The organism is Streptomyces sp. NPDC046716 (assembly GCF_040645755.1).
In the GTDB taxonomy this organism is placed as follows: domain Bacteria; phylum Actinomycetota; class Actinomycetes; order Streptomycetales; family Streptomycetaceae; genus Streptomyces.
In genome coordinates, this window is the sequence record NZ_JBEYYU010000017.1 from 106,781 (window position 1) to 123,513 (window position 16,733).

Genomic DNA, 16,733 nt, shown 5'->3' on the forward strand with positions numbered 1-16,733 from the left:
GGGATTGCCGGTTACCGGGAGTTGTCGGCCCCCAGGGCTTCGGCGCCCTCCGCGGCGCGGCTGTGCCGTCGCCCGTACGCGAAGTAGATGATCACGCCGACGACCATCCAGATCGCGAACCGCAGCCAGGTCTCCACCGACAGGTTCAGCATCAGCCACACCGAGCACGCCACCGACGCGATCGGCAGCACGGGCACCCACGGGGCCTTGAAGGCGCGCGGCAGATCGGGCCGGGTGCGGCGCAGGATGAGCACGCCGATGGCCACGATCACGAAGGCGAACAGGGTGCCGATGTTGACCAGCTTCGACAGCTCCGTCAGAGAGACGAAGCCCGCGACGAACGCGGTGAGCACCCCGAGAATGATGGTCGAGCGGTACGGCGTGCGGAACCTGGGGTGGACGGCGCTGAAGACGGGCGGCAGCAGTCCGTCCCGGCTCATCGCGAAGAAGACCCGGCTCTGGCCGAGCAGCAGGATCATGCAGACGACCGTGAGGCCGACGACCGCGCCGAAGGAGATGACGCCCGCCCAGAACGGGTGGCCGACCGCCTTGAACGCCTCCGCGAGGGGCGCCTCCGGGTCGAGGTCCTTGTAGTTCTGCATGCCGGTGACGACGACGGCGACGGCGCAGTACAGGACGGTGCAGATGGCGAGGGAGCCGAGGATGCCGCGCGGCACGTCCTTCTGCGGGTTGCGGGTCTCCTCCGCGGCCGTGGCGACGACGTCGAAGCCGATGTAGGCGAAGAAGACGACGGCCGCGGCGGTGAAGATGCCCATGATGCCGAAGTTCGACGGGGTGAACCCGGCGATGCCCTCCAGGAGGGTCTGCGACAGGCCCGAGCCGCCCTCGGTGGGCTTGCTCGGCGGGATGTACGGGTCGTAGTTGGAGCCCGTGATGAAGAAGGCGCCGACCGCGATCACGATCAGGACGACGGTGACCTTGATGGCGACGACCGCGGAGGTGACCCAGGCGGACAGCTTCATGCCGAGGACGACGACCGTCATGACCGCGAGGACGAGCAGGAACGCGGCGAGATTGAAGGTGAAGCCGCTGCCCTCCCCCGGCCCGCGCAGCGCCTCGGGCAGCGGGATGCCCCAGCTGTCGAGGAGCGACTGGACGTAGCCGGACCAGCCGACGGCGACGGTGGCGCAGCCCAGTGCCAGTTCGAGGATCAGGTCCCAGCCGATGATCCAGGCCGGGAACTCGCCGAGCGAGGCGAAGGCGAAGGTGTACGCGGAGCCGGCGACCGGGACGGTCGAGGCGAACTCGGCGTAGCAGAGCGCGGCGAGGGCGCAGACGACGGCCGCGACCGCGAAGGCGATGGTCACCGCCGGGCCCGCGTAGTCGGTGGCGGCGGTGCCGGTGATGACGAAGATGCCGGAGCCGATCACGACGCCGACGCCGAAGACGGTGAGGTCGAGTGCGGAGAGGGACTTCTTGAGCTGGTGCTCCGGCTCCTCGGTGTCCCTGATGGACTGCTCGATGGACTTGGTGCGCAACAGGCCGCTCGTCCGTCGCGTACCCGGCTCTGGGCCTGAGTCTGGCTGCGTGGTCACCGGCATACCTCCATGCGGCTCGGTCCTCGGTCCCGACATGATCGGGACGAGTAGCCACCGGATACCCGGTCAGTCACGGCTATTCACGCGAATGGGCCGGTCGAACCACCCGAAGGAGGCTCGACCGGCCCATGCGGTCGCTACGGACGTCAGTCCCGCGCCGGCTCCATCTCCTCGGCGACGGAGGCCTCGCGGCGGCCGTCCAGCTTCGAGACCAGGCCGGTGACCTGGCGCGCGATGTCCGGGGCGGTCAGGCCGATCTCCGCCATGACCTCCTTGCGGGAGGCGTGGTCGAGGAAGCGCGGCGGGATGCCGAAGTCGCGCAGCGGCACGTCGACGCCCGCATCGCGCAGGGCCTGCGCGACCGAGGAGCCGACACCGCCGACGCGGGAGTTGTCCTCGACGGTGACGACGACGCGGTGGCGCTCGGCGAGCGGGGCCATCGCCTCGTCGACCGGCTTGACCCAGCGCGGGTCGACGACGGTCGTGGTGATGCCCTGCTTGTCGAGCAGGTCGGCGATCTCCAGGCACATGGGCGCGAGGGCGCCGACGGAGACCAGGAGGACGTCCGGGCGGGCAGCCGCGTCGGGGCCCGGCTCGCGCAGGACGTCCATGCCGCCGACCGTGCCGACCGCCTCGACGGCCGGGCCGACCGCGCCCTTGGAGTAGCGCACGACCGTGGGCGCGTCCTCGACCTGGACGGCCTCGCGCAGCTGGGCGCGGACCTGGTCGGCGTCGCGCGGCGCGGCGATCCGGATGCCGGGGACGACCTGGAGCAGCGACATGTCCCACATGCCGTTGTGCGAGGCGCCGTCGGTGCCGGTGACGCCCGCCCGGTCCAGCACGAACGTCACTCCGCACTTGTGCAGGGCGACGTCCATCAGGACCTGGTCGAAGGCACGGTTGAGGAACGTCGCGTAGACCGCGAAGACCGGGTGCAGGCCGCCGGTGGCGAGGCCCGCCGCGCTGACCGCGCCGTGCTGCTCGGCGATGCCGACGTCGTAGACGCGGTCGGGGAAGGCCTTGGCGAACTTGTCCAGGCCGACCGGCTGGAGCATGGCCGCGGTGATCGCGACGATGTCCTCGCGCTCCTGGCCGAGCTTGAGCATCTCGTCGCCGAAGACGGAGGTCCAGTCGGCGCCCGCGGCCTTGATCGGCAGGCCGGTGTCGGGGTGGATGGGGCCGATGCCGTGGAAGCGGTCGGCCTCGTCCTCCAGGGCCGGGCGGTAGCCGCGGCCCTTCTCGGTGAGGCAGTGCACGATCACCGGGCCGCCGAAGCGCTTGGCGCGGATCAGCGCCGACTCCAGGGCCTCCATGTCGTGGCCGTCGATGGGGCCGACGTACTTCAGGCCGAGGTCCTCGAACATGCCCTGCGGGGCGATGAAGTCCTTGAGGCCCTTCTTGGCGCCGTGCAGCGTCTCGTAGAGGGGCTTGCCGACGACCGGGGTGCGCTCCAGGAGGTCCTTGCCGCGGGCCAGGAAGCGCTCGTAGCCGTCCGTGGTGCGCAGGGTCGCCAGGTGGTTCGCGAGGCCGCCGATGGTCGGCGCGTAGCTGCGCTCGTTGTCGTTGACGACGATCACCAGGGGGCGGTCCTTGGCGGCCGCGATGTTGTTCAGCGCCTCCCAGGCCATGCCGCCGGTCAGCGCGCCGTCGCCGATGACCGCGACGACGTGGTCGTCCGTGCGGCGCAGCTCGTTCGCCTTGGCGATGCCGTCGGCCCAGCCGAGGACCGTGGAGGCGTGGCTGTTCTCGATGACGTCGTGCTCGGACTCGGCCTGCGAGGGGTAGCCGGAGAGGCCGCCCTTCATCTTCAGCCGGGAGAAGTCCTGGCGGCCGGTGAGCAGCTTGTGCACGTAGGACTGGTGGCCGGTGTCGAAGAGGATCTTGTCCTGCGGCGACTCGAAGACCCGGTGCAGGGCGATGGTGAGCTCGACCACGCCGAGGTTCGGCCCGAGGTGGCCGCCGGTCTTGGATACCGCGTCGACGAGGAAGGTCCGGATCTCTCCTGCCAGCTGGTCCAGCTGCTCCAGGCTGAGCCGGTCCAGATCGCGCGGTCCCGTGATGCGGGTCAGCAGCGGCACCCGTGCCTCCTTGCAGTAGAGCTGTAGTAGCTGGTTGAGCTGTTCGAGCTTGCCGGGTCTGTCGAGTCTAATGTTCCGCCGTTGCGAGCGGCGTCCGGGCCGTGCGTTCGGGGCATGACTGTGCCCGGCGTCACCGTTGACACCGGGCACAGTCAGTCCGGGAATCCCAGCTCAGAAGGGGTCAGGCACGGCCTGCCGACTTCTGGGTCTTGCGGGTGACCGAGTCGATGACGACCGTGGCGAGAAGCACACCACCGGTGATCATGTACTGGATCGGGGTGGCGATGCCCTGGAGGGCCAGGCCGTACTGGATCGAGGTGATGACCAGCACACCGAGGAGCGCGTTCCAGGTGCGGCCCCGGCCACCGAAGAGGCTGGTGCCGCCGATGACGGCCGCGGCGATGACGTTCATCAGGAGGTCGCCGGAGCCGGCGCCCTGGTTGGCCGCCGCGATCTTGGAGGCCCAGAAGAGGCCGCCGACCGCCGCGAAGAGGCCCGCGATGGCGAAGACCGAGATGCGGACCGCCGTCACGTTGATACCGGCACGGCGCGACGCCTCGACGCTGCCGCCGAGCGCGAAGACCTTGCGGCCGTAGGAGGTGCGGCGCAGCACGAAGTCCGAACCGACGAGGACGATGCCGAAGAGCAGCACCGCGAGCGGCAGGCCCTTGTAGTTGTTGAAGATGACCGCGACGCCGAAGACGCCGACGGCCAGCAGCACCGTACGCACCAGCAGGTCGCTCAGCGGGCGGGACGGGATGCCCGCGGCCTCGCGGCGGCGGTTGGCGAGGAAGCTCGGCACGAAGTAGGCGAGGACCGCGATGAGGGCCAGGCCGTAGGCGGCGGCGACGTCCGAGAAGTAGTACGTGGTGAGCTTGCCGACCACGCCGTCGCTGTCGAGGTTGATCGTGCCGTTGGAGCCCAGGATCTGGAGCATGAAGCCGTTCCAGAACAGCAGGCCGGCCAGGGTGACGGCGAACGCGGGGGCGCCGACGCGGGCGAAGAAGAAGCCGTGCAGGGCGCCGATGACCGCACCCGCGGCGAGCGAGACGAGGACGGCGAGCCACTCGTTCATGCCGTGCGTGACGCTCAGGACGGCGGTGATCGCCGAGGAGACGCCGGAGACGGAGCCGACCGAGAGGTCGATCTCGCCGAGCAGCAGCACGAAGATGATGCCGACCGACATCATGCCGGTGGCCACCATGGCGACGAAGATGTTGTTCAGGTTCTCCGCGCCGAGGAACGCCGAGTTGAGGCTCTGGAAGATCGCGCAGATGACGATCAGGCCGATGACGACGGGTATCGCACCCAGGTCACCACCCTTGATCTTGCGCTTGAACTCGCTGACGTACCCCGCGAAGCCCTGCTCGCGCACGAGGAGGCGGGGGTCGACGGCGGCGACGGACGCGCCGGCGGCCACGGGAGCCGCGTCCACCGGGGCCTGCGAGGCGTCGGTCTTGTCGGTGCTCACGTTGGAGCCCTTGTCGATGCTCACTTCTGAGCCTCCGCGTTGCTGCGCGCCGCACGACGGGTCACGGCGTTGTCCGTGGCGCCGGTGATGGCGGAGATGATCTCTTCCTGCGAGGTCGTCTTGACCTCGAACACGCCGTTGTTGCTGCCGAGCCGGAGCACGGCGACCTTGTCGGCGACGGCCTTCACATCGGCCATGTTGTGGCTGATGAGGATGACCGCGTGACCGCGCTCGCGAAGGCGCTCCACGAGGTCGAGGACCTGTGCGGTCTGCTCGACACCGAGGGCCGCGGTCGGCTCGTCGAGGATGACCAGCTTGGGCTCGCCGAGCATGGAGCGGGCGATGGCCACGACCTGGCGCTGACCGCCGGAGAGCGAGGCGATCGGGATGCGCACGCTCGGGATGCGGATCGACAGCGTGTCGAGCAGCTCGCGGGCGCGACGCTCCATCTCGACCTCGTCGAGGACGCCGCGGCGCTTGATCTCACGGCCCAGGAACAGGTTGCCGACGACATCGAGGTTGTCGCACAGCGCGAGGTCCTGGTAGACGGTCGCGATGCCCAGGTTCTGGGCGTCGTGCGGCTTGTTGACCGCGACGGCCTTGCCGTTCCACTCGATGACGCCGTCATCGATGGGGTGCACGCCGGCGATCGTCTTGACCAGGGTGGACTTGCCGGCGCCGTTGTCGCCCACCAGGGCGACCACCTCTCCGGCGTGGACCTCGAGCTCGACATCGGTGAGCGCCTGAACGGCACCGAATCGCTTCGAGACCCCGCGCAACGCCAGCACAGGCGTAGCGGACACGTGAACCATCTCCTTCGCCGCCAAAGGCCTGACCCGGCGGGAGGTTGAACCAAGAAGTATGAGGGGGGTTGTTCCGTCCGGCGCCGCGCCGTTGAGCTGCGGGGCTGTCGGCGGCGGGGCGCCGGACGTGTCTTCCACGGGAGCGCTGCTGCGAGGAGTGCGCAAGTCCCGTACGGAACGGAGGAGTTACCGGGCCGGCGGGAAGACCCACTGGCCCGGGGGTGGCTCCGTCCGGCTTACTTCAGGCCGAGCTTGTCGCAGGCCGACTTGTACTTGGCCGTGCAGATCTCGTCCAGGGTGTAGTAGCCCTGGTCGATGACGGTCTCCTTGATGTTCTTCTGCGTCAGGGAGACGACCGGCACGATGACCGAGGCGATGCCCTTGTCGGTGCCGCTGTCGACCGTGCTGGTGGTCAGACCGGCGGAGTCGATCTTGCCCGTCTTGGCGACCGCGACGGCCATCTTGGCGACGGTCTCGGCCTCCTGCGGGTACGACTTGAAGACCGACATGTTCTGGTCACCGGTGATGATGCGCTGCACACCGGCGAGCTCGGCGTCCTGGCCCGTGACCGGGGGAAGCTTGCTCAGGCCCGCGCCCTTGAGCGCGGTGATGATGCCGCCCGCCATGCCGTCGTTGGCGGAGTAGACGCCCTTGATCTTGTCCTTGCCGATCGCGGAGATGGCGCCTTCCATGTTGGCGTTGGCGTTCTCCGGCTTCCACTCCTTGGTGTCGTAGGACTTGGCGATGTCCACCTTGCCCTTGAGCACCGAGAGCGCGCCGTCCTTGAACTGCTTGGCGTTCGGGTCGGTGATCGCGCCGTTCATCATCACGATCTTGCTGCTGGCCTTGGCGTCCGAGCCCATGGCGTCCAGCAGGGCCTTGCCCTGGGTCTTGCCGACCTCGGTGTTGTCGAACGAGGTGTAGGCGGCGATCGGGCCCTCGGCCAGGCGGTCGTAGGCGACGACGGGGATGTCGGCGTCCTTGGCCTTCTTCACGCCGTTGGCGACGGCCTTGTAGTCGACCGCGTCCAGGATCAGGACGTCGACCTTCTTGGTGATCATCGTGTCGATCTGCTGCGACTGCAGGGAAGCGTCCTGCTTGGCGTTGAGGTACTCGACCTTGCCCTTGCCGTTGGTCAGCTCGGATATCTGCTTCTCGATGATCGGCTTGTCGAACTTCTCGTAACGAGCCGTCTGGTTCTCCGGGAGCAGCAGGCCGACGGTGATGGCGTCGCCCTTCTTGGAGCCGCTGCTGGCCTTGTCGCCGTCGTCCTTGGACTCCTTGGCGGAGCCACAGGCGGCGAGCGAGACAGCCATGGTGGTGGCGCAGAAGGCAAAGGCCGCACGACGCATACGCATGTTCACTTCAGAAACCTCCCTGACGAGGCCGCGTCGTTGCGGCCGAGGTAGCTGGGAGTCAACTCGGCCGCAACACAAGCGTCAAGGAGTAAATACTTAACGAGATGGCAACGGTGTCATGCGTTCTCTAAGTGAAGGCAGGTGTAGCTGCGGGAACAGAGCCCCCGCCAATCCCTTCCAAAAGGGTCGAATCGCCCATTTCACTCAGCGCCAGGGCGAGCGCCCCGAGCACCTCCGCACGGCCGCCCAACGCCCCGGGAAGGACCGAGAGTTGGCGGGCTGCGCTGGGGATCGCGTAGCGGCTCACAGACTCCCTTATGGGCCCCAGGACCAGCTCCCCGGCCTCCGCCAGATCGCCCCCGAGGACGACCCTGCTGGGGTTGAGCAGATTGCAAAGATTGGCCACACCCGAGCCGATGTGCCGGCCGACGTCCGCGATGACGCGGCGGCATCCGGGGTCGCCGTCCCGCGCGAGCCGCACGACGCCCTCCATGGTCAGGTCGGTGCCGTGGCTGGACTGGAGCAGCGGCAGGACGTAGCGGGCGGCGGTGAAGGTCTCCAGGCAGCCGCGGTTGCCGCAGCGGCAGACCGGGCCGGACTCGTCGAGCGTGATGTGCCCGATCTCGCCCGCCGTGCCGCCGGGCCCGCGGTAGATCTTGCCCTCGATCACCAGACCGGAGCCGACGCCGCTGGCGACCTTGATGTAGGCGAGGTCCCTGACCCCGCGCCCGCTCCCCCAGACCAGCTCGCCGAGCGCGCCCAGGTTGGCGTCGTTGTCCACGTGCACCGGGACGCCGAGCCGCCTGCTCAGCTCCTCGGCGGGCCGGGTGCCGGTCCAGCCCGGCAGGATCGAGGTGGAGCCGAGCGTGCCGCTCTCCACGTCGATGGGCCCCGGTACGCCGAGGCCGACGCCGGCCACCTTGGTGCGGTCCACGCCGGTCGCCGCGATCAGGCGCTCGACCAGCTCCTCCGCGCGGTCGAAGCCCTGCGCGGCGGACGCGTCCACGTCCAGCGGCTCGGACTCCTCGGCGAGCACCTGGTGCGCGAGATTGCCGATCGCCACGCGCAGGTGCGTGTGGCCGAAGTCGACACCGATGACGATGCCCGCGTCCCCGCTGAGCGAGACGCTGCGGGCCCTGCGGCCGCCGGCCGAGGTGGGCGTCACCTCGACCGTTCCCCCGTCCTTGAGCTCCCGGACGATGTTGGAGACGGTCGCCGCGGACAGGCCCGTCGTCCTCGCGATCTCCGCCTGCGTGAGCGATCCGGCGAGGCGTACGGCGCGCACGACCCGCTCCAGATTGGCCCGGTGCAGCGACGACTGCGACCCCGGAGTCTCCATTGACCCACCCTTATCCGTGGCTCGCGTCACCGTGGGTGACCGAACCTTGTACAAGTTATGAACTCCAAGCTCTGCTGAACCGGCTATTGCCGTCAAGCCCTTGACGGAAATCGGTTCCAGGCCGTGTCCACCCCGGGCTACCGCCGGTATCCCCTCCACACGCAGGGCTCCGGCCCCGGAGAGACGTTCCTCCCGGGGCCGGAGCCCGGTCGCGTGACGGTGGAGAGCTCTACTTGAGCGCCCCCGCCGTGAGCCCCTGCACCACCTGCCGCTGGAAGACGATGTACGCGGCCAGGATGGGCAGCATCGCCATCACCAGGCCCGCGAAGAGGCCGGAGTAGTCGCCCTTGTAGCCCTGGCTGGTGGCCAGCTCGACCAGGCCCTGGGCGAGGACGCGGTTGTCCGGCTCCGTGTTGAGGACCGTCGGCAGCATGTACTGGTTCCACTGCCCGAGGAAGTTGAAGATGCCCACGCTGATCAGGCCCGGCTTGGCCATCGGCAGCATGATCTGGAAGAACGTACGGGTGTGGGAGGCGCCGTCGACGAAGGCGGCTTCCGCGATCGACGAGGGCAGGGTCCGGAAGAACGACGTCAGGAAGAACACCGTGAACGGCAGCGAGTACGCGATGTAGGCCAGGATCAGGCCGGGCAGCGTGTTCAACAGCTGCATGTTGTTCATGACGTAGAACAGCGGCACCAGGGCCAGCATGATCGGGAAGCTCATGCCGCCGACGAACAGGAAGTAGATGAACCTGTTGCCGGGGAACTCGAAGCGCGCGAGGACGTAGGCCGCCATCGAGCCGAGCACGAGCGTGCCGACCAGCGAGAAGCCCACCACGATGATCGTGTTGAGGAAGTACTCGCTCATGTGCGCCGACGACCAGGCGCGCGACCAGTTCTCGAAGTGCAGCTTGTCGGGGAGCGCCCACGGCGTGCTCAGGATGGAGTTGTCGTCCTTGAAGGACGACATGACCGCCCAGAACAGCGGCAGGGCCACCATGATCGCCCAGATGATCAGGACACCGTGCGAGAAGACGTTGAGGCTGCTGCCCGTGATGCTCTTCCCCGAGCCCGGGGCGTCCTCCTTGGCCACGCGCTGGCCGGGGATCTTCCCGGTGGTGTCCGTCGTCGGGTCGACGGGGGGCGGGGTGTCAGTGGTCTTCATCAGTACTCCAGCCGATCGCGCCGGCCAAGACGCATCACGATCGCCGCGAACAGCAGCGTGACGATGAGGAGGGCGACGCCGATGGTGGTCGCGTAGGCGGCGTTCGCATCACGGAACGCCGACTGGTAGACGTACAGCGGCAGCACGGTGGTCGAGTAGTCGGGGCCGCCGGGACCGACGGTCATGATGTTGACCGCCGAGAACGCCTCCGCGCCGAGGGCGAGGATGCCCATGTACACCCAGCCGGACTGGATGGTGTCCCACAGCAGCGGCAGGGTGATCTTGAAGAAGGTCGTGATGCGGCTGGCGCCGTCGAGCAGCGCCGCCTCGTAGAAGTCCTTGGGGATGGAGGCCATGCCCGCGGAGAAGAGCACAACGAAGAAACCGACGGTGCTCCAGACCAGGACGGCCATGACCGCCCAGAGCGCCCAGCTCGGGTCGCCCAGCCACTGGGGCTGGAAGCTGCCGAGGCCGACGGCGTCGAGCGCCGAGTTCAGCAGGCCGCCGCTGGGGTTGTAGATGAAGCGGAACAGCAGGGACACGATCGCGATCGAGAGCACCTGCGGGAAGAAGTACGCGATCTTGTAGAAGCCGGAACCGCGGACGCCGGAGATGGCGGCGCCCTTACGGCGCCGCCCCCCGACGTTCAGCATGAAGGCGAAGAACAGCGCGAGGCTCAGTGTCACCAGGGGCAACAGCACGACGAAGATCACACTGTGCTGCAGCGACTTCCAGAAGATGTCGTCGTGCAGCAGGCGCGTGTAGTTGGCGAAGCCCACCATCTTGAAGTCGGGGCTCAGTCCGGTCCAGTCGGTGAACGAGTAGTAGATCGACTGGATGAACGGCCAGATGACGAAGATGGCGTACAACGCCAGGGGGGCCACCAAGAACCCCACAATGAAGCGGTACTTGCCGTGTTGCATGGTTACCGACCCCGATCGCTGTGCGGGTGCCGCACCAGTGGACGTGTGCGCACGTGCTGTTCTTCCGCCTGTCGCTTACTGGTGCTTGTAGTGCTTGACCGACTGGTCCTTGGCCGCCGCGTCCGCGTAGGCCTGGATCTTCTTGATGGCCTCGGCCGGGGTGAGACGGCCCGCCATCATCTCGCCGAGACCGGAGACGCCGATCTGCTCCTTCTGGAGCTTGACGTACCAGTCCTGGAGGCGCGGGTTGACGACGTTGTCGCCGGCCTTCTCCAGGGCCGCGACACCGGACTTGAGACCCGGGGTCAGCTCGATGCCGTCGGTGCCGCCGTTGAAGGCGGACAGCGACTTCACCTGGCTGGTGAAGTTCTTCGAGGAGGCCTCGCTGAGCATGATGCGCAGCTGCTCCATGCCGCCCTCGACGTTCGCCGCCTTGGCCGGGACGATGAACGGCTCACCGCCGGACGCCCAGATGGTGCCGAACGGCATCTTGTCGCTCTTGTCGAGGCCGGAGGGCGCGCCGACCGCGAGGTTGAAGTCCTTCGGGATGACCTTCGCCGACTCGTTCTCCACCCACGAGCCGTTCGGGATGAACAGCGCCTTGCCCTTGGCCCACTCGGTCTGCGACTGGATGTGGTCGATACCGGGCGTGCCCTTGAGGATGTAGCCCTTCTTGTAGAGCTCGTAGTACGCCTCGAAGGCGGCCTTGACGGCCGGGTCCTTCCAGGCGTTCGGCTCCAGGTTGTCGATCTTGTCGAGGACCTCGCGGCCACCGATCTTCGCGATGAACGGGTACAGCGAGAACGGCAGGTAGTACGGGTACTTGCCCGCGTACGTCCAGCCGGCGATGCCCTTCTTCTTCGCCTTGGCACACAGGGCGAGCATCGCGTCCCAGTCCTCGGGGTACTCCGAGTCCAGCTTCTCCAGGGCCGTCTGCGAGTACCAGACGCCGTAGACCGTGTACGCGTAGTACATGATCCACACCGGGTCGCCGTCGAACTGGCCCATCTCCACGATGCCCGGCCGCAGGGTGTCGCGAACCTTCTTGCTCGGGTCGTCGATGGACGGCGCGTCGAGCAGGGGGGTCAGGTCGGCGAGCTGCTTCTTGCCGACGAGGACGCCCATGTCCATCTGCTCGGCGCCCGAGTTGTCGATCAGGTCCGGCGGGGTGCCGCCGTTGAACTTCGGCTGAAGCTCCGACTGGATCTTCTGCGTCGCGTGGAAGTTGACCTTCGCCTTCGGGAACGCCTTCTTGTACTCGGCGTTGGCGTCGGTGGCGTACTTGGTGCCGAAACCGCCGTCGAAGATGGTCACGGACAGCGCCGCGCTCGCGTTGACCGCCAGCGGGTTGTTCTTGGACTTGGTGCCCTTCTTGACCTTGTCGTCACTGCCGCTGTCGCCGCTCGCGCAGGCGGACAGCAGGCCCGCGGCCGGCACGGCGGCGATGCCGAGGGCCGCGGAACGCTTGATCAGAGTGCGACGGCCGACGCCACCGTTACCGTGCTGGTCGGAAGTGGATCCCATGCTCAAGTCCTCGCCTTCTCCAGGACTCAGGCGGTGAACCGGATCCTCCCCGGCACCGCGGTGATGTGCTGTGTTGTGCCCCTGATGAGGGGGAACGCAGATGGAGCTGGGTGGTGCGCAACGTTCCGGAAAGCCTGGTGATGCACGGATACCGGGACGCTCCGCGCGCCCCGCCGTTTCCCCCCGCCCCCGGTCCCGCCTCGGCCTGAACTCGGGCCTGGCCGGACGCCGACAGGTATAGTCCACTCCCTGTGAACTGGGCAAGATCGAATGCAGGTTTGGACGTCGGTCTTTTCCGAGTTGAGACCTCCCGGAAATAAGCCGCACTGCGGGCGTTGTCGACAGCCCCAACTTCCTTGTTTACAAAGGATGTACGCGGGCTCGGATTTTCGTCCCGCGTACCCCGCCCGCGCACTGGCTTCCAACACCCTTGACACCAACCGTCACTTGACGCCCTACTGGACCTTGCGCAGCGAACTGACAACGTTGTCTACGGTCGTCGGAGGGTACACACCTCATGCAGGGCCTCACGCAGGGCAGAAGAACCCGACACAGATTCGCCTCCACGGCCGCCCTGGGCGCGGCCGCGCTGGTGCTCACGGCCGCCGGGCAGGGTGCCGCGGTCGCGGCGTCGCCCCACAAGCCGCACGCCGAGAAGGAGTTCAGCTCCTCCTTCGAAGCGGGGCAACCCGTCCCCGACTGGCTGAACACGGTCGACACCGCCCCGGACGGCAGCAAACGGTCCTCCGGGGTCGACGGCGCCTACACCGGTGGAGTTCCGGGCAATGTGAACGGTCATGTGACCGAGGTCCGGGCCAGCGGCGAGAACAGCGGCAGCGGCGAGGTCGCGGCCAATCTCACCGACGGCGAGTCGAGCACGAAGTGGCTGGCGTTCACGCCGACCTCCTGGGTCGAGTACGACCTCGACACCGCGCTCAAGATCACCAACTACGCGCTGACGTCGGCCAACGACCACGACGAGCGCGACCCGAAGGACTGGGTCCTCAAGGGGTCGACGGACGGCAAGGACTGGACCACGCTCGACTCCCGCACGGGCGAGAGCTTCGACAAACGGTTCCAGACGAAGACGTACCAGTTGGACAAGCCTGCCGAGTACGCGCACTTCCGCATCGAGTTCACGAAGAACAACGGCGCGAGCGACGCGACCCAGCTGGCGGACCTCCAGCTCTCCACGGGCGACGAGCAGGCGCCCGCGCCCGAGGACATGCTCTCGCTCGTCGACAAGGGCCCCAGCGGCTCGCCGACGGCGAAGGCGGGCGCGGGCTTCACGGGCAAGTACGCGCTGCGCTACGCGGGCACGCACAAGACCGACGGGCGCGCGTACTCGTACAACAAGGTCTTCGACGTCGATGTGGCGGTGGCGCGGAACACCGAGCTGTCGTACAAGATCTTCCCGCAGATGGCGGACGGCGACCGCGACTACGACGCCACGAACGTCTCGGTCGACCTCGCCTTCACCGACGGCACGTACTTGAGCGACCTGAAGGCGGTCGACTCGAACGGCGGTCTGCTGACCCCGCGCGGCCAGGGCGACGCCAAGCGGCTGTACGTGAATCAGTGGAACGCCGTGAAGTCGTCGATCGGGTCGGTCGCGGCCGGGAAGACGATCGACCGGATCCTCGTCGGGTACGACTCGGCGAAGGGCCCGGCGAAGTTCCGCGGCTGGCTCGACGACATCTCGGTGAAGCAGGCACGGCCGGCCGCGCCCAAGGCGCACCTGAGCGACTACGCGTCGACGACGCGCGGCACGAACTCCAGCGGCGGGTTCTCGCGGGGCAACACGTTCCCGGCGGCGGCCGTCCCGAACGGGTTCAACTTCTGGACGCCGGTGACGAACGCGGGCTCGGACAGCTGGCTGTACGACTACGCGCGCGACAACAACGCGGACAACCTGCCCACCATGGAGGCGCTGGCGGCGAGCCACGAGCCGAGCCCGTGGATGGGTGACCGCCAGACGTTCCAGATCATGCCGTCGGCGACGTCCGGCGACAAACTGGACACCTCGCGCTCCGGCCGGGCCCTGCCGTTCAAGCACGACAACGAGACGGCCCGCCCGTACTACTACGGCGTGACGTTCGAGAACGGTGTGACGGCGGAGATGGCGCCGACCGACCACGCCGCCGCGCTGCGCTTCAGCTACCCGGGCGACGACGCGAGCGTGATCTTCGACAACGTCTCCGAGCAGGGCGGGCTGACGCTCGACAAGGACAGCGGTGTCGTCACCGGCTACTCGGACGTGAAGTCGGGTCTGTCGACGGGCGCCACCCGCCTGTTCGTGTACGGCGTCTTCGACAAGGCGGTCAAGGACGCCGACGCGTCCGGGGTGAAGGGGCACTTCACCTTCGACGCGGGCAAGGACCGCACGGTCACGCTGCGCCTGGCGACCTCGCTGATCTCCATCGACCAGGCGAAGGACAACCTGGCGCAGGAGATCCCCGGGAACCGGTCCTTCACCTCGGTGAAGAACGCGGCGCGCGCCCAGTGGGACAAGATCATGAACAAGGTGGAGGTCGAGGGCGCCACGCAGGACCAGCTCACGACGCTGTACTCCTCGCTCTACCGCCTCTACCTCTACCCCAACTCGGCCTTCGAGAAGGTCCGTTCGGACGGCAAGTCGACGTACAAGTACGCGTCGCCGTTCACCGCGATGACGGGCCCGGACACGCCGACGCACACCGGCGCGAAGATCGTCGAGGGCAAGCCGTACGTCAACAACGGCTTCTGGGACACCTATCGGACGACGTGGCCCGCGTACTCGCTGCTCACGCCGGACAAGGCGGGTGAGATGGTCGACGGGTTCGTGCAGCAGTACAAGGACGGCGGCTGGATCTCGCGCTGGTCCTCGCCCGGTTACGCGGACCTGATGACGGGCACGTCGTCGGACGTGGCGTTCGCCGACGCGTACGTCAAGGGCGTGGACTTCGACGCGGAGGACGCGTACAAGGCGGCCGTGAAGAACGCGACCGTGGTGCCGCCGCAGTCGGGTGTGGGCCGCAAGGGCATGGACACCTCGCCGTTCCTCGGCTACACGTCGACGGACACGCACGAGGGCATGTCGTGGGCCCTCGAGGGATACCTCAACGACTACGGCATCGCGCAGATGGGCCAGGCCCTCTACAAGAAGACCGGCAAGAAGCAGTACCAGGAGGAGTCGGAGTACTTCCTCAACCGGGCCCGCGACTACGTCAACATGTTCGACGACAAGGCCGCCGGTACGGGCTTCTTCCAGGGCAAGAGCGCCAAGGGCGACTGGCGGGTGAAGTCGGAGGACTTCAACCCGGCGATCTGGGGCTACGACTACACCGAGACGAACGGGTGGGGCTACGCCTTCACCGCGGTGCAGGACACCAAGGGCCTCGCGAACCTGTACGGCGGCACGGCCGGTCTGGCCAAGAAGCTGGACACGTACTTCTCGACGCCGGAGACCGGTTCGGCGGACGTCGCCGGGTCGTACGGCGGTGTCATCCACGAGATGACCGAGGCGCGTGACGTCCGGATGGGCCAGTACGGCCACTCCAACCAGGTCGCGCACCACGTCACGTACATGTACGACGCGGCCGGCCAGCCGTGGAAGACGCAGAAGAACGTGCGTGAGGTGCTGTCCCGCCTCTACACCGGCTCCGAGATCGGGCAGGGCTACCACGGCGACGAGGACAACGGCGAGCAATCGGCCTGGTACCTCTTCTCCTCCATGGGCTTCTACCCGCTCGTCATGGGCAGCGGCGAATTCGCCATCGGCTCCCCGCAGTTCACCAAGATGACCCTGCACCTGGAGAACGGCCACGACCTGGTCGTCAAGGCGCCGAAGAACAGCGCCAAGAACATCTACGTGCAGGGTGTGAAGGTCAACGGCAAGACGTGGTCGAAGACTTCGCTGCCGAACTCGGTCGTCTCCAAGGGCGGTGTCGTCGAGTTCGCCATGGGCGACAAGCCGTCGTCGTGGGGCACGGGCAAGGACGCCGGACCGACGTCCATCACCAAGGACGACAAGGTGGCCTCGCCCCGCAAGGACGCGATCACGGGCTCCGGTCCGCTCTTCGACAACACCTCGTCGACGTCGGCGAGCGTGGAGTCCGCGGATCTGCCGGTCCCGGCGGACGGTACGAAGGCCGTGCAGTACACGCTGACGTCCGACGACCACGCGAAGGCCCCGACGGGCTGGAAGCTGGAGGCGTCGGCCGACGGCACGACCTGGAAGACGCTCGACGAGCGCGCCGGCGAGTCCTTCGCCTGGGACAAGCAGACCCGGGCGTTCTCGGTGCCGAAGCCTGGTTCGTACGCGCACTACCGCCTGGTGTTCACGGGTGGCGCGGCGACCGTGGCGGAGGTGGAGCTGCTGTCGTAGCCGCCGTTCGCATCGCGGGCCCCGTCGGGATCTTCCGGCGGGGCCCGCTGCTTTTGTGGCGTCGACGCATGGACCGGGACGAACTGCCGCTGCACGCCTCGTCGTTCGGCGCCGCCGCCGATGCCTACGCCGAGCACCGACCGGACT

General features: G+C 67.8%; 10 protein-coding genes. 1 reads left to right on the forward strand and 9 read right to left on the reverse strand.

Going from position 1 to position 16,733, the window contains the following annotated elements:
* Positions 1-11: 11 nt before the first annotated feature.
* From ABZ930_RS15730 to ngcE, 9 genes are all read right to left on the reverse strand, one after another.
* Positions 12-1,562: an amino acid permease gene (locus tag ABZ930_RS15730; protein WP_361547512.1), complete on the reverse strand. Its 1,551-nt coding sequence runs from the start codon at positions 1,560-1,562 to the stop codon at positions 12-14.
* A 143-nt stretch (positions 1,563-1,705) separates the two neighbouring features.
* Positions 1,706-3,637, reverse strand: coding sequence for a 1-deoxy-D-xylulose-5-phosphate synthase (gene dxs / locus ABZ930_RS15735; RefSeq protein ID WP_361547515.1), 1,932 nt, complete (start codon positions 3,635-3,637; stop codon positions 1,706-1,708).
* Positions 3,638-3,818: 181 nt separating this feature from the next.
* Positions 3,819-5,108, reverse strand: a complete 1,290-nt coding sequence (locus ABZ930_RS15740) for a sugar ABC transporter permease (protein ID WP_361547583.1) — start codon at positions 5,106-5,108, stop codon at positions 3,819-3,821.
* A 20-nt stretch (positions 5,109-5,128) separates the two neighbouring features.
* Positions 5,129-5,920 (reverse strand): ATP-binding cassette domain-containing protein, encoded by a 792-nt coding sequence (locus tag ABZ930_RS15745; protein WP_361547518.1) that lies wholly within the window; start codon positions 5,918-5,920, stop codon positions 5,129-5,131.
* A 227-nt stretch (positions 5,921-6,147) separates the two neighbouring features.
* Positions 6,148-7,263 carry a substrate-binding domain-containing protein gene (locus tag ABZ930_RS15750; RefSeq protein ID WP_361547586.1) on the reverse strand — a complete coding sequence of 372 codons (1,116 nt, stop codon included), beginning with the start codon at positions 7,261-7,263 and terminating at the stop codon, positions 6,148-6,150.
* Between the two features lie 133 nt (positions 7,264-7,396).
* Positions 7,397-8,608: an ROK family transcriptional regulator gene (locus ABZ930_RS15755; protein ID WP_361547521.1), complete on the reverse strand. Its 1,212-nt coding sequence runs from the start codon at positions 8,606-8,608 to the stop codon at positions 7,397-7,399.
* Positions 8,609-8,837: 229 nt separating this feature from the next.
* Positions 8,838-9,773: a carbohydrate ABC transporter permease gene (locus ABZ930_RS15760; RefSeq protein WP_361547524.1), complete on the reverse strand. Its 936-nt coding sequence runs from the start codon at positions 9,771-9,773 to the stop codon at positions 8,838-8,840.
* On the reverse strand, positions 9,773-10,696 hold the full coding sequence (locus ABZ930_RS15765) for a sugar ABC transporter permease (RefSeq protein ID WP_361547527.1): 924 nt from the start codon (positions 10,694-10,696) through the stop codon (positions 9,773-9,775). The genes ABZ930_RS15760 and ABZ930_RS15765 overlap by 1 nt, the downstream gene beginning before the upstream one ends.
* A gap of 75 nt (positions 10,697-10,771) precedes the next feature.
* Entirely contained in the window at positions 10,772-12,220 is a 1,449-nt protein-coding gene (gene ngcE / locus ABZ930_RS15770; RefSeq protein ID WP_361547530.1) for an N-acetylglucosamine/diacetylchitobiose ABC transporter substrate-binding protein, read from the reverse strand.
* 517 nt (positions 12,221-12,737) lie between these two features.
* Here ngcE and ABZ930_RS15775 point away from each other — a divergent pair.
* Positions 12,738-16,586 carry a GH92 family glycosyl hydrolase gene (locus ABZ930_RS15775; RefSeq protein ID WP_361547533.1) on the forward strand — a complete coding sequence of 1,283 codons (3,849 nt, stop codon included), beginning with the start codon at positions 12,738-12,740 and terminating at the stop codon, positions 16,584-16,586.
* The last annotated feature ends 147 nt before the right edge of the window (positions 16,587-16,733 follow it).

Coding starts and splice junctions, on each gene's coding strand:
- ABZ930_RS15745 (WP_361547518.1), bottom strand. CDS start 5,920: ATGGTTCACGTGTCCGCTACGCCTGTGCTGGCGTTGCGCGGGGTCTCG.
- ABZ930_RS15730 (WP_361547512.1), bottom strand. CDS start 1,562: ATGCCGGTGACCACGCAGCCAGACTCAGGCCCAGAGCCGGGTACGCGA.
- ABZ930_RS15765 (WP_361547527.1), bottom strand. CDS start 10,696: ATGCAACACGGCAAGTACCGCTTCATTGTGGGGTTCTTGGTGGCCCCC.
- ABZ930_RS15755 (WP_361547521.1), bottom strand. CDS start 8,608: ATGGAGACTCCGGGGTCGCAGTCGTCGCTGCACCGGGCCAATCTGGAG.
- ABZ930_RS15760 (WP_361547524.1), bottom strand. CDS start 9,773: ATGAAGACCACTGACACCCCGCCCCCCGTCGACCCGACGACGGACACC.
- ABZ930_RS15750 (WP_361547586.1), bottom strand. CDS start 7,263: ATGCGTCGTGCGGCCTTTGCCTTCTGCGCCACCACCATGGCTGTCTCG.
- ABZ930_RS15775 (WP_361547533.1), top strand. CDS start 12,738: ATGCAGGGCCTCACGCAGGGCAGAAGAACCCGACACAGATTCGCCTCC.
- ngcE (WP_361547530.1), bottom strand. CDS start 12,220: ATGGGATCCACTTCCGACCAGCACGGTAACGGTGGCGTCGGCCGTCGC.